This is a genomic window from Magnetospira thiophila (genome assembly GCF_054657015.1).
This window is the reverse complement of record NZ_BAAHXF010000002.1, coordinates 864,658-878,422: the sequence shown is the minus strand read 5'-3', so window position 1 is coordinate 878,422 and position 13,765 is coordinate 864,658. Positions and strand designations below refer to the sequence as shown.

Annotated in this window: 15 protein-coding genes; 9 read left to right on the top strand and 6 right to left on the bottom strand. The window is 60.9% G+C overall.

The features are described 5' to 3' along the window. Nucleotides 1-56 precede the first annotated feature (56 nt). The gene (locus ACYQ1P_RS13900) at nucleotides 57-371 is read left to right on the top strand and encodes an FtsB family cell division protein (RefSeq protein WP_460020936.1); all 315 of its coding nucleotides are present in this window, start codon (nucleotides 57-59) and stop codon (nucleotides 369-371) included. Here ACYQ1P_RS13900 and ACYQ1P_RS13895 read toward each other — a convergent pair whose 3' ends face one another. After that, the gene (locus ACYQ1P_RS13895) at nucleotides 372-1,688 is read right to left on the bottom strand and encodes a phenylacetate--CoA ligase family protein (RefSeq protein ID WP_460020935.1); all 1,317 of its coding nucleotides are present in this window, start codon (nucleotides 1,686-1,688) and stop codon (nucleotides 372-374) included. It abuts the gene before it with no gap. 159 nt (nucleotides 1,689-1,847) lie between these two features. Here ACYQ1P_RS13895 and ACYQ1P_RS13890 point away from each other — a divergent pair, with 159 nt between their 5' ends. Beyond that, nucleotides 1,848-4,112 carry a putative bifunctional diguanylate cyclase/phosphodiesterase gene (locus ACYQ1P_RS13890; protein ID WP_460020934.1) on the top strand — a complete coding sequence of 755 codons (2,265 nt, stop codon included), beginning with the start codon at nucleotides 1,848-1,850 and terminating at the stop codon, nucleotides 4,110-4,112. A 27-nt stretch (nucleotides 4,113-4,139) separates the two neighbouring features. Next, nucleotides 4,140-5,339: a GGDEF domain-containing protein gene (locus tag ACYQ1P_RS13885; RefSeq protein WP_460020933.1), complete on the top strand. Its 1,200-nt coding sequence runs from the start codon at nucleotides 4,140-4,142 to the stop codon at nucleotides 5,337-5,339. Here the strand turns inward: ACYQ1P_RS13885 and ACYQ1P_RS13880 are convergent, their stop codons facing one another. From ACYQ1P_RS13880 to ACYQ1P_RS13870, 3 genes are read right to left on the bottom strand one after another with little or no spacing between them, the layout of a single operon-like run. Continuing rightward, nucleotides 5,340-5,762 carry a CoA-binding protein gene (locus ACYQ1P_RS13880; RefSeq protein WP_460020932.1) on the bottom strand — a complete coding sequence of 141 codons (423 nt, stop codon included), beginning with the start codon at nucleotides 5,760-5,762 and terminating at the stop codon, nucleotides 5,340-5,342. A 3-nt stretch (nucleotides 5,763-5,765) separates the two neighbouring features. Beyond that, on the bottom strand, nucleotides 5,766-6,548 hold the full coding sequence (locus ACYQ1P_RS13875; protein WP_460020931.1) for an enoyl-CoA hydratase: 783 nt from the start codon (nucleotides 6,546-6,548) through the stop codon (nucleotides 5,766-5,768). Nucleotides 6,549-6,574: 26 nt separating this feature from the next. After that, nucleotides 6,575-7,057 (bottom strand): bacteriohemerythrin, encoded by a 483-nt coding sequence (locus ACYQ1P_RS13870; protein WP_460020930.1) that lies wholly within the window; start codon nucleotides 7,055-7,057, stop codon nucleotides 6,575-6,577. A 366-nt stretch (nucleotides 7,058-7,423) separates the two neighbouring features. Between ACYQ1P_RS13870 and rplM the strand changes: the two genes are divergently transcribed. The 4 genes from rplM (at nucleotide 7,424) to ACYQ1P_RS13850 (ending at nucleotide 9,969) form a co-directional block, all read left to right on the top strand. Continuing rightward, entirely contained in the window at nucleotides 7,424-7,888 is a 465-nt protein-coding gene (rplM, locus tag ACYQ1P_RS13865) for a 50S ribosomal protein L13 (RefSeq protein WP_460020929.1), read from the top strand. A gap of 3 nt (nucleotides 7,889-7,891) precedes the next feature. Beyond that, nucleotides 7,892-8,380: a 30S ribosomal protein S9 gene (gene rpsI / locus ACYQ1P_RS13860; RefSeq protein ID WP_460020928.1), complete on the top strand. Its 489-nt coding sequence runs from the start codon at nucleotides 7,892-7,894 to the stop codon at nucleotides 8,378-8,380. Between the two features lie 206 nt (nucleotides 8,381-8,586). Further along, entirely contained in the window at nucleotides 8,587-9,639 is a 1,053-nt protein-coding gene (gene argC, locus ACYQ1P_RS13855; protein WP_460020927.1) for an N-acetyl-gamma-glutamyl-phosphate reductase, read from the top strand. 45 nt (nucleotides 9,640-9,684) lie between these two features. Continuing rightward, nucleotides 9,685-9,969, top strand: coding sequence for a DUF3253 domain-containing protein (locus ACYQ1P_RS13850; protein WP_460020926.1), 285 nt, complete (start codon nucleotides 9,685-9,687; stop codon nucleotides 9,967-9,969). On the opposite strand, the gene ACYQ1P_RS13845 is transcribed toward ACYQ1P_RS13850, so the two are convergent. Together ACYQ1P_RS13845 and ACYQ1P_RS13840 are read right to left on the bottom strand one after the other, a co-directional pair. After that, complete coding sequence (locus tag ACYQ1P_RS13845; protein ID WP_460020925.1) at nucleotides 9,970-10,215, bottom strand: hypothetical protein; 246 nt, start codon at nucleotides 10,213-10,215, stop codon at nucleotides 9,970-9,972. 499 nt (nucleotides 10,216-10,714) lie between these two features. Next, the gene (locus ACYQ1P_RS13840; protein ID WP_460020924.1) at nucleotides 10,715-11,572 is read right to left on the bottom strand and encodes an ATP-binding protein; all 858 of its coding nucleotides are present in this window, start codon (nucleotides 11,570-11,572) and stop codon (nucleotides 10,715-10,717) included. Nucleotides 11,573-11,727: 155 nt separating this feature from the next. On the opposite strand from ACYQ1P_RS13840, the gene yajC reads away from it, so the two are divergent. Both yajC and secD read left to right on the top strand, forming a co-directional pair. After that, nucleotides 11,728-12,126, top strand: a complete 399-nt coding sequence (gene yajC / locus ACYQ1P_RS13835) for a preprotein translocase subunit YajC (protein WP_460020923.1) — start codon at nucleotides 11,728-11,730, stop codon at nucleotides 12,124-12,126. Between the two features lie 49 nt (nucleotides 12,127-12,175). Continuing rightward, nucleotides 12,176-13,759, top strand: a complete 1,584-nt coding sequence (gene secD, locus ACYQ1P_RS13830) for a protein translocase subunit SecD (RefSeq protein ID WP_460020922.1) — start codon at nucleotides 12,176-12,178, stop codon at nucleotides 13,757-13,759. The last annotated feature ends 6 nt before the right edge of the window (nucleotides 13,760-13,765 follow it).

Genomic DNA, 13,765 nt, shown 5'->3' with positions numbered 1-13,765 from the left:
GGAGTCTGAGTCTGACTCGATTCGCGAACAGTAAGCACGGCAGGAAGGGGCGACCCATGGCGCTGAGGGAAGACATCCGGTCCGGCTTGCGGCAGGTGGCCGGACCGGTGCTGGGGGCTTGTCTGGTGAGCTATTTCGCCTTCCATGCCTTCAGCGGCGACCGGGGGCTGCGCGCCTGGCTGCATCTGCGTCAGGAAGTGGTGCAGGTCGAGGCCATGGCCCGCGAGGTGGCGCGGGAACGCGACATGTGGGAACACCGAGTACGCCTGCTGCACCCCGAGAGCCTGGACCCGGATTTGCTCGATGAACGGGTGCGCGCCATGCTCAATTATGCCGATCCCGACGAGGTGATCATCCTCGAACAGGAGTGATCATATTTTCCGCAGATCCCGCACCCGGACGGCCTTGCCATCGGAGCGGGGCACCTCTCCCGGGGCCAGCACGACCGCCTTGCAGGTCACGCCGATCATGGTCTTGATGTGATACTGGATGCGCTTGGCGATCTGAGCATAGGCGTCGGCGGCGATCTCCGGGCGGGCCTCGGCCTCGATGGTCAGATTGTCCATGCTGCCGTCGCGGCGCACCACCAACTGATAGTGCGGTGCCAGTTCGGCCATATCCACCAGCAGTGCCTCCACCTGGGTGGGGAACAGATTGACCCCGCGAATGATCAGCATGTCGTCGTTGCGCCCGGTGATGCGGCGGATGCGCACATGGGTCCGTCCGCAGGCGCAGGGTTCGTCGGTCAGGCTGGTGATGTCCCGGGTGCGATAGCGGATCATCGGCAGCGCCTGTTTGGTCAGGGTGGTGATGACCAACTCGCCGCTTTCCCCCATGGGCAGGGGGACCTCGCTTTCCGGGTCGATGATCTCGAACAGGAAAGCGTCTTCCCAGCCGTGCGCTCCGGCGCGGGCGTCGCGGCATTCCATGGCCACGCCGGGGCCGATAATCTCCGATAGGCCGTAGGAGTCGACGCTATTCAGACCGAGCATTTCGTCCAACTGCCGGCGCAGGGAATCGCTCCAGGGTTCGCCGCCCAGCGGGGCCGTGTGCAGGGGGCCGTCGGCCAGCGGCTCGCCCTGGGCGGCGGCGGCCTCGGCCAGATACAGGGCATAGGAGGGGGTGGCGATCAAAACGCTGGCCCCGAAATCGCGCATCAGCTTGATTTGGCGTTGGGTGCCGCCGCCGGAAATGGGGACCACCGTACAGCCCAGACGCTCGGCCCCGCCGTGGAATCCCAAACCGCCGGTGAACAGGCCGTAGCCCAGCGCATTATGCACCACCTCGCCCGGCCGCGCGCCGGCGCAGGCCAGGGAGCGGGCCATCAGGTCGGCCCACATGTCCAGGTCCTCGCGGGTGTAGCCGACCACCGTCGGCGTGCCCGTGGTGCCCGAGGAGGCATGCAGGCGCACGACCTTGTCGCGCGGCACGGCGAACAGGCCGAACGGGTAGTGGCTGCGCAGGTCGTTCTTGACCGTGAAGGGAAGGTGACGCACATCGGCCAGACTCTGGATATGCGCCGGGGTGAGCCCCCGATCCTCCATGTTGCGGCGAAACGGCGCCACATTGTCATAGGCATGACGGACGCTCCAGCGCAGCCGTTCCAATTGCATTTCGGCCAGGGCAGGGCGGCTCAGGGTTTCTATATCCGGCTGATATTTGAGGGTCGTCGTGGGGTGGCGCGGCATCGGCAGGTCCTTGATCGGCGGGAAGAGGGGCGACTCTTGATCCTTGTGAGGTGATTATTTCAGGAGTGTTGCCCGGTTTCCAGTGAGGCCATCACAATAGGTTCCTCCAGACGCGATTTGGTATAAAGTCTTTATGTGACCAACCAGGAAGTCGATTTCGTGAAACAGAATTCAGGACCACTTCTTCGCGGTTCCCGCATGACCGGGTTGCTCGGGGGGGCTTTGACGGTCGGATTCAGCATCCTGGTCTATGCGGAATCCGCTCACCTTCAGGAGTCCTTGGGCGTTTTTGCGGTGGCCGGGCTGTTGACCCTGATGGCGACCCTGTTTCTGCGACATCAGGAAAAGGATCTGGAGCGCGAGCGGGAAGCGGCCCGCCGCCGGGATCAGATTTTGGCCGACCAGCGTCTGGTGCTCGAACATACCAACGTGGGCATTGTTCATGTCACCCGGCGCAAGATTCGTTGGATGAATGAAACCCTGGCCAAATGGCTGGGCCGTCAGGTGTCGGAACTGATTGGCCAGGAAATCAGGTCGCTGTACGTCGATGATCATGAATATGAGCGGGTCCGGCGCCTCGCCTCGCGGGAATTGCGCGAGACCGGGTTTTGCGAGGGGGAAGCGCATATCCGTGGTCGGGAGGGTGACAGTTTCCAAGTGCGATTCCGGGGCAAACGCGTGGACCCCGAAGACATGGGAAAAGGGGCCATCTGGGTCATTGAGGATGTGTCCCAGCAACGTCGCGCCGTGCAGGCGATCAACCTGTCGGAGACGGTCTTCAAGAATGCCGCCGAAGGCATTCTGCTATGTGATCATGAGCATCGCATCATCGCGGCCAATCCCGCCTATGCCCATATGACCGGCCATGATGCCGGAGAGATGCTGGGCCATAATATCGACGAGTTCGCGGCCCGCCGCGAGGGTGAGGTCTTCATCTACCGTATATGGGAGAGCCTGCGCCAAAATGGCCGCTGGGAAGGGGAGACCTGGGGGCGGCGCAAAAGCGGCGAGCTTTATCCCGAGTGGCGAACCATCCTGGCCGTCCACGACGACGACGGCAATTTGGCCCACTACCTGATCATGGTTCGGGACATCACGCGGCAAAAGGAAGACGAGGAACAGATCCGCTTCCAGGCCTATTACGATACCCTGACGGGTTTGCCCAACCGGCTGTTGTTCCAGGAGCGCCTGCGGGAAACGCTGATTTCCGCCACCCGCCACGATGCCCAGGTGGGGCTGATGTACATGGACCTGGATCAGTTCAAGGTGATCAACGACAGCCTGGGGCACGGGGTTGGGGACCTGCTTTTGGTTCAGGTCTCGCGGGCCATTCTGGAGCGTCTGCCGGAAAAGGCGACCCTGGCCCGACCGGGGGGCGACGAATTCCTGATTCTCCTGCCGACCACCGATCTGGAAGAAGTGGCGGCCGTGGCGCATGACGTCCAGGAGGCGGTCTGTCGGCCACTCAATCTGGAAGGGGCGGATCATGAGGTGGTGGTGACTTCAAGTGTCGGCATCGCGATTTTTCCCCGCGATGGAATGACCGCCGCCGATCTTGTGCGTAGTGCGGATACAGCGGCGTTTCATGCCAAGACCCAGGGCCGCAACAGTTTTCAGTATTTCACCGAGGACATGAACCTGGTGGCTCAGGAGCGCCTGCTGCTGGAAAACCGGCTGCGTCGGGCGCTCCATGACGAGGATTTCGTGGCCTATTTTCAGCCCAAGGTGGACCTCCGTTCCGGCCGCATTACCGGGGCCGAGGCGTTGATCCGTTGGACCGGGACCGGGGGACTGATCACCCCGGACAAGTTCATTCCGATAGCGGAAGAGACGGGATTGATCGTGAGCCTGGGCACCTGGGTGTTGCGCTCGACCTGTTTTCAGGTGCGCAAGTGGCAGATCCAGGGGTTGCCGCGCTTCAAGGTGGCGGTGAATTTGTCGCCCTTACAGTTGCATGAAGGGGATTTCGTCCAAACCGTCAAATCGGCCCTGTCGGATTCCGGCCTAGATCCCCATGATCTGGAACTTGAAATTACCGAACGGGTCATCGTCGAGCAGTTGGAGGAAGTCATTCGCATCTTCAGTGAACTGCGCGCCATGGGGGTCCGAATCACCATCGACGATTTCGGCACCGGCTATTCGTCTCTGAGCTATTTGCGCACGCTGCCCCTGGATGGCCTGAAGATCGACCGCGCCTTCATCGCCGATATCGCGGAAGAAGGAGAAGACTCCTCCCTGGCTGGGGCGGTGGTTGCCATTGGTCAGAGTCTGGGATTGACGGTGACCGTAGAAGGGGTGGAAACCGAACGCCAACTGGCCTTTTTGCGCCAGCAATGGTGTGATGAAATGCAGGGGTTTTATTTCAGTCGACCGCTACCACCCGAGGAATTCGCGGCGCTGTTGAAAAAAGACAAACGACTATAATCAATAATAATTTCGAGTGATTGACCCATGAAAATTGAACCGCAGGATCTGTTAAATAAAAATAACGACGATGATCGCCCGACCCTGAAAGAGCATTTTCTTTCGACCATTCGTATCAGTCGGGAACAGTTCAGCGATTTGATCTCGCGGCGCTATCACTCGACCCACGTCAATCGGCATCGGGGGAACCTGATCATTGGCCGGGTGCAACTGGTGTCGGCTCTGTTCGCCGTGTTGACTCCGCTGTGGATTGTTGTCGATGTTCTGGCCTTCCCGCGCGAGACCTGGACCATCCTGGCCATTTTGCGGGTTATCAGCAGTCTGATCTTCATGGCCCTGGCTTGGCCGCCGCGGCGTCCGCTGGATGCCTGCAAGACGGCCCGACGCATGCTGTTGGTCATGATGACACTGCCTTTCGTGTTTTATCTGGTCAGCATTCCCCTGCTGGAGGGGCAGGATTTTGGCCCGTTCGGCAACGCGGTGGCACAGGGGTACAGCCTGTTGCCTTTCGTCATGGTGGCTGGACTCAGCGTCTTTCCGCTGACTGTCATGGAGGTGGCCTTCGTCGCCCTGCCGCTCAGTGCAGCGATTCTGTACGGGGTGTCTTATGTAGGGGGGGGCTGGGAGGGCTCGCTGATTACCACCCTGTGGCTGATGTTCCTGGTATTGGGAGTGTCGGCCCTGTCGGGGATGAGCCAGTTGAATTACATGATCACCCTGGTCAACCGGGCCATTCACGATCCGCTGACGGAAGCTTTCACCCGACGCAGCGGCGGCGAAACACTGGATCTGCAATTCCGCGTTTCGGTGATGCAGGAGCAGCCGTTGAGCGTTGCCTTCCTGGACGTGGACAACTTCAAGAGTGTCAATGACGACTACGGGCACGAAGCCGGGGACGTGGTGTTGCATAACGTGGCGGCGCATCTCAAGGAGAAACTGCGGCGCGGGGATACCCTGGTGCGTTGGGGCGGCGAGGAGTTTCTTGTGGTGCTGCCCAATACGGACGCTCCGGGGGCGCGGCTGGTGGCCGAACGCATTCGGGCGCACGGACTGGGGTTGCGACCCGAAGGGAGTCCGGTCACCGCCAGCATGGGACTGGCCGAACGCATTGCAGACCAGCAGGAAGACTGGCCGAAGCTGGTGGATCTGGCCGACAAGCGCATGTATCAGGCCAAGAAAACCGGCAAGGACCGGGCCATTGGCTGCCATGACGAGGAGATTATCTGATTATTTGATCAGTCTGGGGTGTTCGATTTTCGGACAGCGATCCATGACCACCGACAGGCCCGCCGCCTCGGCCCGGGCGGCGGCTTCGTCGTGGCGCACGTCCAATTGCATCCAGACCGCCTTGAAGCCCTTTTCGGGGGCCAGTCGCACCGCCTCGTCACAGACCTGACCGGCGGCCTCGGAGGCCCGGAAGATATCCACCATGTCGCACGGGGCCGGGACTTCGGCCAGCGATCCCAGCACCGTTTCCCCATTGAGGGTCTGTCCGGCCAGCCCGGGATTGATGGGATAGACCTTGTAGCCCTTGGCTTGCAGGAATTGCATCACCTTGAAGCTGGGACGCTCAGGCTTGGGGGAGGCCCCGACCAGGGCAATGCTCTTGATCTGGAGCAACAAATCGCGGATGGCGTCGTCATCGAGCATGGGTCAGCGTCCTTTCCATTCGGGCATCGGGGATTTGCTCAGGAAGGCCTCAATCCCGGCCCGTGCATCCTCGGTCATCATGTTGTCGGCCATGGTATCGGCGGCCAGTTCGTAGGCTTCGTCCAGTTTCGATTCAACTTGCCGATAAAAGGCGCGCTTGCCCAGGGCGATGGATAGGGCCGGTTTGTTGAGAATCTTGCCGGTCAGTTCGGCAATGGCGTCGTCCAGTTCGGCAATTGGGACCACGCGGTTGAGCAGGCCCAGGTCGAGGGCCGCATCGGCGTCTATGAAATCGCCGGTCAACAGCATCTCCAGGGCCATCTTACGCGGCAGGTTGCGGGCCACCGCGACGCCGGGGGTGGAACAAAACAGTCCGATGCCGATCCCCGAGGTGGCAAAGCGGGCCTCGTGGCTGGCCACGGCCAGATCGCATTGGGCCACCAGTTGGCAACCGGCAGCGGTGGTCAGCCCATGAACCCGGGCGATCACCGGCTGCGGCAGATGGGTCAGGTCGAGCATCAGTTGCCCGCACTGGCGAAACAGGTGCAGGTGGTCGTCCCGGTCCTCAAAGGCCCGCAATTCCTTCAGGTCGTGACCGGCACAAAAGGCCCGTCCGGCAGCGGCGATGACCACCACCCGAACCTTGTTGTCGGTCGCCGTTTCGGCGATAACACCGCGCAACGCGGCAATCATCTCGACGGACAGCGCATTGAAGCTGTTGGGGCGGTTCAGGGTCAAGGTGCGCACGCCTGCGTCGTCCGTGCACAGTACCAAGGGGTCGGTCATGGGGGTTGCCTCCGCAAGGGCGACGCTCAGTCGTTCTCGATCAGTGTGATGTCCACATGGCTTTGCCGACGCACGAAGGCCTCGTTGGCCTGCAAGACGGTTTCCATTTGGGGGACCATGAAGGGCTGGTACTTTTTGTCTTCATCCTTCAGGTGATCCAGGAAGGCTTGGCTGAGAAAAAGGAACAACTGCTGTGGGTCGATTTTTTCCAGTCCTTCGCGGACCCGCGCGGCATGCACGGACAATTCGCGCCGGATGGTGTCATGGGAGTGCAGATGCTCTTGCAGATGCGGAAAGGCACAGGCCGCCATCAGGGTTTCCTCGCGGGCAAAATGATAGTCCGTATAGTCCACGATCGCATTGAGGATGGAGCAGATGTTGTGATGATCTTCGGGGGACCCATCGAATGCGCTCTCCAATTGATTGATCAAGCCGAACAAAAGATCATGATCGGTGTCCAGGCAATGAACGCCAACGCTGAATTCCTCGTTCCAGGAGAATGAGCCCATGATTCCTTGCTTTCCGTAAGCTGTCTGAAACGCAGCTTTGTCATATTGTAAGCGCCCCCCTCCATTCAACAGCGGCGAGGTTAACAGGCGGTGAATTATAATGGATTGTCGGCGGAATGACGAGAGTGCTGATCGGAAAGAGGCGAATTCAATGGTGATTATCTCCTTGATATTACTGGATATACCAAAAGGTATCTGGATACCATTAATATAACATATTGAAATAAGTCGAATTTATATTGTTGACAGGGCTTTCATTATGGCGATACTGCGCGGCCACGAGGACGGGCAGATGTTGCCGCGTCTTTGCTGCTGATTTCCAGCGTCGGGTCGTCGGGACTGGACGCCAAGCCACATGGGACTGATATGAAGACCTATTCCGCCAAACCTTCCGAAGTCGACGCCAAGTGGGTCGTCATCGATGCCGAGGGGGTCGTTCTGGGCCGCCTGGCCGCCCTGGTCGCGACGCGCCTGCGGGGCAAGCACAAGCCGATGTATACGCCGCATATCGACTGCGGTGACAACATCATCATCGTCAATGCCGAGAAGGTCCACCTGACCGGTCGCAAGCGGACCGAGAAGGAATTCTTCTGGCACACCGGGCACCCGGGCGGCATCAAGTCGCGGACCATGGACAAGATCCTGGACGGCGCTCATCCGGAGCGTGTGATCAGCAAGGCCGTGGAACGCATGATCAGCCGCAATCCGCTGGGGCGCCAGCAATTGCGTAAGCTGCATATCTATGCCGGTCCCGAGCATCCCCATCAGGCCCAACAGCCCGAAGTGCTGGATGTCGCCGCCATGAACCCGAAGAACAAGAGGAGTGCCTAAGGCATGTCCGAAGATACCAAAACACTCACCGACCTGAAGGATCTCTCCGGGGTGACGGGCACTGAATCCGTGGCGACGGCGACCGCCGAGCGCAAGGTCGATGCTCAGGGCCGTTCCTATGCCACCGGCAAGCGCAAGAACGCCATTGCCCGTGTCTGGCTCAAGCCGGGCTCCGGTCGGATCACCGTCAACAAGCGGGACATTCAGACCTATTTCGCTCGTCCGGTGTTGCAGATGATCATCAATCAGCCGTTCGACGTGACTGCCCGCAAGGATCAGTTCGATGTGGTCTGCACGGTCACCGGCGGCGGCCTGTCCGGTCAGGCCGGCGCGGTGCGCCACGGCATTTCCAAGGCCATGACCCTGTTCGAGCCGGATCTGCGTCCGCTGCTGAAAAAAGCCGGGTTCCTGACCCGCGACAGCCGTGTTGTTGAACGTAAGAAATACGGCAAGGCCAAGGCCCGCCGGAGCTTCCAGTTCTCCAAGCGTTAAACGCTTTCCGACAGGCAGTGTCCGAAAAAGGCCCTTCCGGATGGAGGGGCCTTTTTTCCTGTCGGGCTAAAGCAGGCCAATCCTTTTCATGGCCCTATGAACGGCTCAATTTCGCCGCCCCCGAATTCAAGGTGCTCCATGCCTGTCCGCTTGTTTCCGGCGCGGGGAGGGGATAGAAGGACGTCACCGGAGTGAAGGAGAAAACCATGACCCTGTCTCGCGTACCGCTCAATGTCGCCATTCTCGGAGCCAGCGGCTATACGGGGGCCGAACTGGTGCGCCTGCTGGCGCGTCACGATGGCGTGCGCCTCGTGGCCCTGACCGGCGACCGCAAGGCCGGGCAGTCCATGGCCCAGGTTTTTCCGCATTTGGCGATGCTCGACCTGCCGGAACTGGTGACCATCGAACAGGTGGACTGGTCGGGGATTGACGTGGTGTTCGGCTGTCTGCCCCATGGCACCATGCACGGGCTGGTGCGGACGTTGCCCGAGCGGATCAAGATCATTGATCTGTCGGCGGATTTCCGGCTGCGGGACGGGGCGGTCTATGCCCAGTGGTATGGCCTGGAGCACAAGGCGCTGGATTACCAGCAACAGGCAGTCTATGGCCTGCCGGAACTTTTCCGGGCGGAGATTGCCAAGGCGCGGCTGGTCGCCGGGCCGGGCTGCTACCCGACGGCGGCCCAGGTGCCGCTGGTGCCGCTTCTGGCCGCCGGGTTGATCCAAACCGAAGATATCATCATTGATGCCAAGTCCGGGGTCTCGGGGGCCGGGCGGGCAGCCAAGGAAGGTGTGCTGCATACGGAAGTCTCGGAAGGCTTCCACGCCTATGGGGTGGCCGGGCATCGTCATGCGCCGGAAATCGAGCAGGGCTTGAGCCTGGCGGCGGGCCGGGATGTGGTCGTCGCCTTCACGCCGCATCTGCTGCCGATGAATCGGGGCATCCTGGCGACCATCTATGTCAAATTGAGCGACGGGGTCACGGCGAGCGATCTGCGCAAATATCTGGCCGATCACTATGCGGGAGAGCCTTTCGTGTCGGTGATGGCGGAGGGGATGTCTCCGGCGACCCGGCATGTGCGCGGCTCCAATCACCAGATGATCGGGGTGTTCGCCGACCGGTTGCCGGGGCGGGCGATTCTTCTGTCGGCCATCGACAATCTGGTCAAGGGGGCTTCCGGACAGCTCATCCAAAGCATGAATATTATGTGTGGATTTCCTGAAAACAAAGGGCTGGAGCAGCTGCCACTCTTTCCCTAGCGTGTTGGTGAAGGGGGGCGTTGTGGCATTTTCGCGAGGTAGTAGATGACGACGCAAAACGACGACCGCAAGCCCGACCCGCTGGTGAGCTTCATGCTGGCCTACCTGTCGGACAAGACCTCGGCCAGTGGTCAGGAAGTGGCTCAGGCCTACGCCCGTGAGCAGAGCAAGGACAAGGATCGCCCGATTCCCTGGAAGCGCTATTTCCAGGCGGTCAAGCAGCAGGCCCTGCATCAAGCCAGGGCCGGGATCATCGAGATCCTGCATAAGGGAAAGCCGGTGGACCCGAGCGAAGTCAAAGGCGTGGTGCGCTACCGCCTGAAGGTGTGATCAGCAGGCGTTGGACGTCGAGCGGAGCAGCGCCAGGATATCGTCTTCCTGCTCGAAACGGACCATGAAGTCATGGGCTTCCTGCCTCCTGGAGCGGCGTCGACGGCGCTCTTCTTCCAGTTCCCAGCTTCCCTTGCAGCGTCCTTGCAGGATGCGCTCCACTTGCGGACGGCTTTCCTCGGTGGTGTAGCGGACTTGATAGCGATGCTGACCCATGGCGGTCTCTCCTCGCGGACGGAAAATCATGAATGTTTCCCATTCTCCGCGAAAAGCGATTACCTAACGGTTAACCTACAGTTCCAGGGTTTGCGACCCGTAGCCATGCTTTGCATCTTGGCCCCGGATTTGGATGCTGGCGATGCGCGGCGTGATGCGCCCATCTCTCGTCGCCCCAGGCCGCCGGACAGGCCCAGAGGCAACCCAAGGCAGGGCGCTTGCCGCCCCTTTGCAAAGTGTGTGATGCATTGTTCATCTCCCCTGTTTGCCTTTCTTCGATCCATCGCAGGGTTTGTCGCGACACGGAAGATCGCAAGTGCGGGAGTTGATATTCTTGTTGTGTTCTTTTGTTGGTCGTGTTACTTGTGATTCCAGTGTTCATGTTTTGTACTTTTTTGAGGGAGAAACACTCATGATCAGCTGGACATTTGCCAAGGATTTCATGGGGTTGGGGATGTTGCTTCTGGGGGGCTATGCCTGGGTGGTGATCGGGGCCTTGTTGTGAGCCTCGGAAAGACCCAGGCCGGACTCAGCCGATTTTAAGGCCCTGTTCCCCGGCCAGATCCTGGATGAACTGCCAGGCGACGCGGCCCGAGCGGGCGCCCCGGGTCATTGACCATTCAACGGCCCTGGCCCTCAGGTCGTCGGGGTCGATCCGGATGTGGTAGGCGCGGGCATAGCTTTCGACGATGCTGAAAAAGGTGTCCTGGTCGATGTTGTGAAAACCGATCCACAGACCGAACCGGTCGGACAGGGAGACCTTTTCCTCCACCGCTTCGGAGGCGTGAATGGCCGTGGAGCGTTCGTTTTCGATCATATCGCGGGCCATCAAATGGCGGCGGTTGGAGGTGGCATAGAACAGGACGTTCTCCGGTCGGCCCTCGATCCCGCCTTCCAGCACCGCCTTGAGGGACTTATAGCTGGTGTCGTCGGCATCGAACGACAGGTCGTCGCAGAAGACCAGCCAGCGGCGGTCGTTGCGGCGCAGGATCGCCAGCAGTTGGGGCAATGAGGGGATGTCCTCGCGGTGGATTTCCACCAGCCCCAGCAGGCCGGGGGAGTCGCCCGAAATCTGCCCGTGGAGGGCCTTGATCAGCGAACTTTTGCCGGTGCCGCGGGCTCCCCAGAGCAGGGCATTGTTGGCTGGCAGTCCGTGGGCGAACCGTCGGGTATTAGCCAACAGGGTGGCGATCTGACGGTCGATCCCCTTGAGCAGAGCCAAGGGCAGGCGATTGACCCGCGCCACCGCTTGCAGACGTGCGCCATCGGCCTGCCAGACAAAGGCGTCGCCCTCGGGGAGCGGCGCTGCGGCATCGCGGGGCGGGGACAGCCGCTCCAGGGCGTCGGCAATGCGCTCCAGGGTGGCTTGTGTTTCAGGATCCGTCATAAGCGAACCGTAGTCCCCCCTGGCGTTCACCGTCAATTGGATTACATGAGTCAGGTTCCGTTTGCATTGGCCGTCCGGACCGCTATAGTCCGGCCCATTCAAATGCTGCCCGGTCCGTACCCGGGCGCGCTCTTTGACAGGAATTGGAGTTTCGTATGTTCTTTTCTCCCGCTTACGCCCAGGCCGCCGGTGCCCAGCCGGGGGGCATGGAAGGCCTGATGAGCATGGCCCCGCTGGTGCTGATCTTCGTGGTGTTCTATTTCCTGCTGATCCGCCCGCAACAAAAACGGGCCAAGGAACACAAGGCGATGCTGGAAGCCCTGCGGCGCGGCGACAAGATCGTCACCAATGGCGGCCTGATCGGCACCATCACCAAGGTGGTCAACGACGACGAAGTGATGCTGGAAATCGCCGAGGGGACCAAGGTCCGCGTCATGCGGGCGATGATTGCCCAGGTGATGGCCAAGACCGAGCCGGTGGCCAACGACGACAAGGACGACAGCACCGACGACAGCAAGGGCGGTGGTCTCAAGAAAATGCTGGGCGGCAAATAACAGCCCCGGCCAAATCCGTGGTTGAAGAAGAACGAAAGAGGGGGACGGCATGGTCTATATGGCCAAGTGGAAGGTCTATCTGATTGGGGTGGTGACGTTGTTGGGGCTGCTTTTTGCGCTGCCCAATACCCTGAGCAACCAGATCACCGACGCTCTGCCGTCCTGGGTTCCCAGCCAGCATGTCAATCTGGGGCTCGACCTGCAAGGCGGGTCCCATATGCTGCTGGAAGTGGACCTGAAATCGGTTCTCCATGAGCGTCTGGAATCGGTCCTCGACGGGGTGCGCAACGAATTGCGCACGGCCAAGATTTACTATTCCGGTTTGTCCAACAAGGGCGATCAGGTGACCCTGCGCATCAAGGACCCGGCTGAGGTCGACAAGGCGCACGAGCTGATCCGCAAGATGGACCGCGACACCCTGATCGAAGACGGGGAGGGCGGTCATCTGACCATCACCCTGACCGAAGCGGCGGTCAAGGCCCGCGCCACCTCGGCAGTCGAGCAGTCCATCGAGATCGTCCGCCGCCGCATCGACGAGACCGGCACCCGCGAGCCGACCATCCAGCGCCAGGGCGAGGATCGCATTCTGGTGCAGTTGCCCGGAGTCAAGGACCCCGAACGCATCAAGGCGTTGCTCGGCAAGACGGCCAAGATGACCTTTCACCTGGTGGACATGAAAACCGGCCTGGAGGATGCCTTGAGCGGTCGGGTGCCGCCGGGGTCCCGGATTGTGCCTTCGGTCGATGAAATCGACCCGGCCACCGGTCAGCCGCGCATGTATGTGATTCACAAGCGGGTCATGCTGTCGGGGGAAAATCTGGTCGATTCCCAGCCGACCCTTGATCAACAGAATCGTCCGGTGGTGTCGTTCCGCTTCGATGGTCCGGGGGGGCGCAAGTTCGCCAAGATCACCACCGAAAATACCGGGCGGCCCTTTGCCATCGTGCTCGACGACAAGGTGATCAGCGCGCCGCGCATCAATGAGCCGATCCTCGGCGGATCGGGCATTATCACCGGCGGGTTCAGCGTTCAGGAAGCCAACGATCTGGCCCTGCTGCTGCGCGCCGGTGCGTTGCCCGCCCCGCTGACCATTCTGGAGGAACGCTCCGTGGGTCCGGGATTGGGGGCCGATTCCATTGCCGCCGGTAAAATCGCTTCGACCATCGGCTTGGTGCTGGTGATTGTCTTTATGATTGCCGCCTATGGCCTGTTCGGGCTGATGGCCAATGTGGCATTGCTGGTCAATCTGGTGTTGATCGTGGCCGCCCTGTCGGCCTTGCAGGCGACGCTGACCCTGCCCGGCATCGCCGGGATCGTGCTGACCATCGGCATGGCGGTGGATGCCAACGTGCTGATCTTCGAGCGCATGCGCGAGGAGGCCCGCGTCGGGCGAACGCCCATCGCGGCCATCGACGCCGGATATTCGCGGGCCTTGAGTACGATCATTGATGCCAACGTGACTACCCTGATTGCGGCGTTGCTGATGTTCGCCTTCGGCTCCGGACCGGTGCGCGGCTTCGCGGTGACCCTGGCCATCGGCATTGTCACCTCCATGTTTACGGCCATCATGGTGACCCGCCTGATGGTCATCACCTGGTTGCGCCGCAAGCGTCCCCAGACGCTGCCCATTTGACGGGAG

Coding starts and splice junctions, on each gene's coding strand:
- ACYQ1P_RS13850 (WP_460020926.1), top strand. CDS start 9,685: ATGACGACGCAAAACGACGACCGCAAGCCCGACCCGCTGGTGAGCTTC.
- ACYQ1P_RS13885 (WP_460020933.1), top strand. CDS start 4,140: ATGAAAATTGAACCGCAGGATCTGTTAAATAAAAATAACGACGATGAT.
- ACYQ1P_RS13880 (WP_460020932.1), bottom strand. CDS start 5,762: ATGCTCGATGACGACGCCATCCGCGATTTGTTGCTCCAGATCAAGAGC.
- secD (WP_460020922.1), top strand. CDS start 12,176: ATGGTCTATATGGCCAAGTGGAAGGTCTATCTGATTGGGGTGGTGACG.
- ACYQ1P_RS13875 (WP_460020931.1), bottom strand. CDS start 6,548: ATGACCGACCCCTTGGTACTGTGCACGGACGACGCAGGCGTGCGCACC.
- yajC (WP_460020923.1), top strand. CDS start 11,728: ATGTTCTTTTCTCCCGCTTACGCCCAGGCCGCCGGTGCCCAGCCGGGG.
- argC (WP_460020927.1), top strand. CDS start 8,587: ATGACCCTGTCTCGCGTACCGCTCAATGTCGCCATTCTCGGAGCCAGC.
- ACYQ1P_RS13870 (WP_460020930.1), bottom strand. CDS start 7,057: ATGGGCTCATTCTCCTGGAACGAGGAATTCAGCGTTGGCGTTCATTGC.
- rpsI (WP_460020928.1), top strand. CDS start 7,892: ATGTCCGAAGATACCAAAACACTCACCGACCTGAAGGATCTCTCCGGG.
- ACYQ1P_RS13840 (WP_460020924.1), bottom strand. CDS start 11,572: ATGACGGATCCTGAAACACAAGCCACCCTGGAGCGCATTGCCGACGCC.
- ACYQ1P_RS13895 (WP_460020935.1), bottom strand. CDS start 1,688: ATGCCGCGCCACCCCACGACGACCCTCAAATATCAGCCGGATATAGAA.
- ACYQ1P_RS13900 (WP_460020936.1), top strand. CDS start 57: ATGGCGCTGAGGGAAGACATCCGGTCCGGCTTGCGGCAGGTGGCCGGA.
- rplM (WP_460020929.1), top strand. CDS start 7,424: ATGAAGACCTATTCCGCCAAACCTTCCGAAGTCGACGCCAAGTGGGTC.
- ACYQ1P_RS13845 (WP_460020925.1), bottom strand. CDS start 10,215: ATGATTTTCCGTCCGCGAGGAGAGACCGCCATGGGTCAGCATCGCTAT.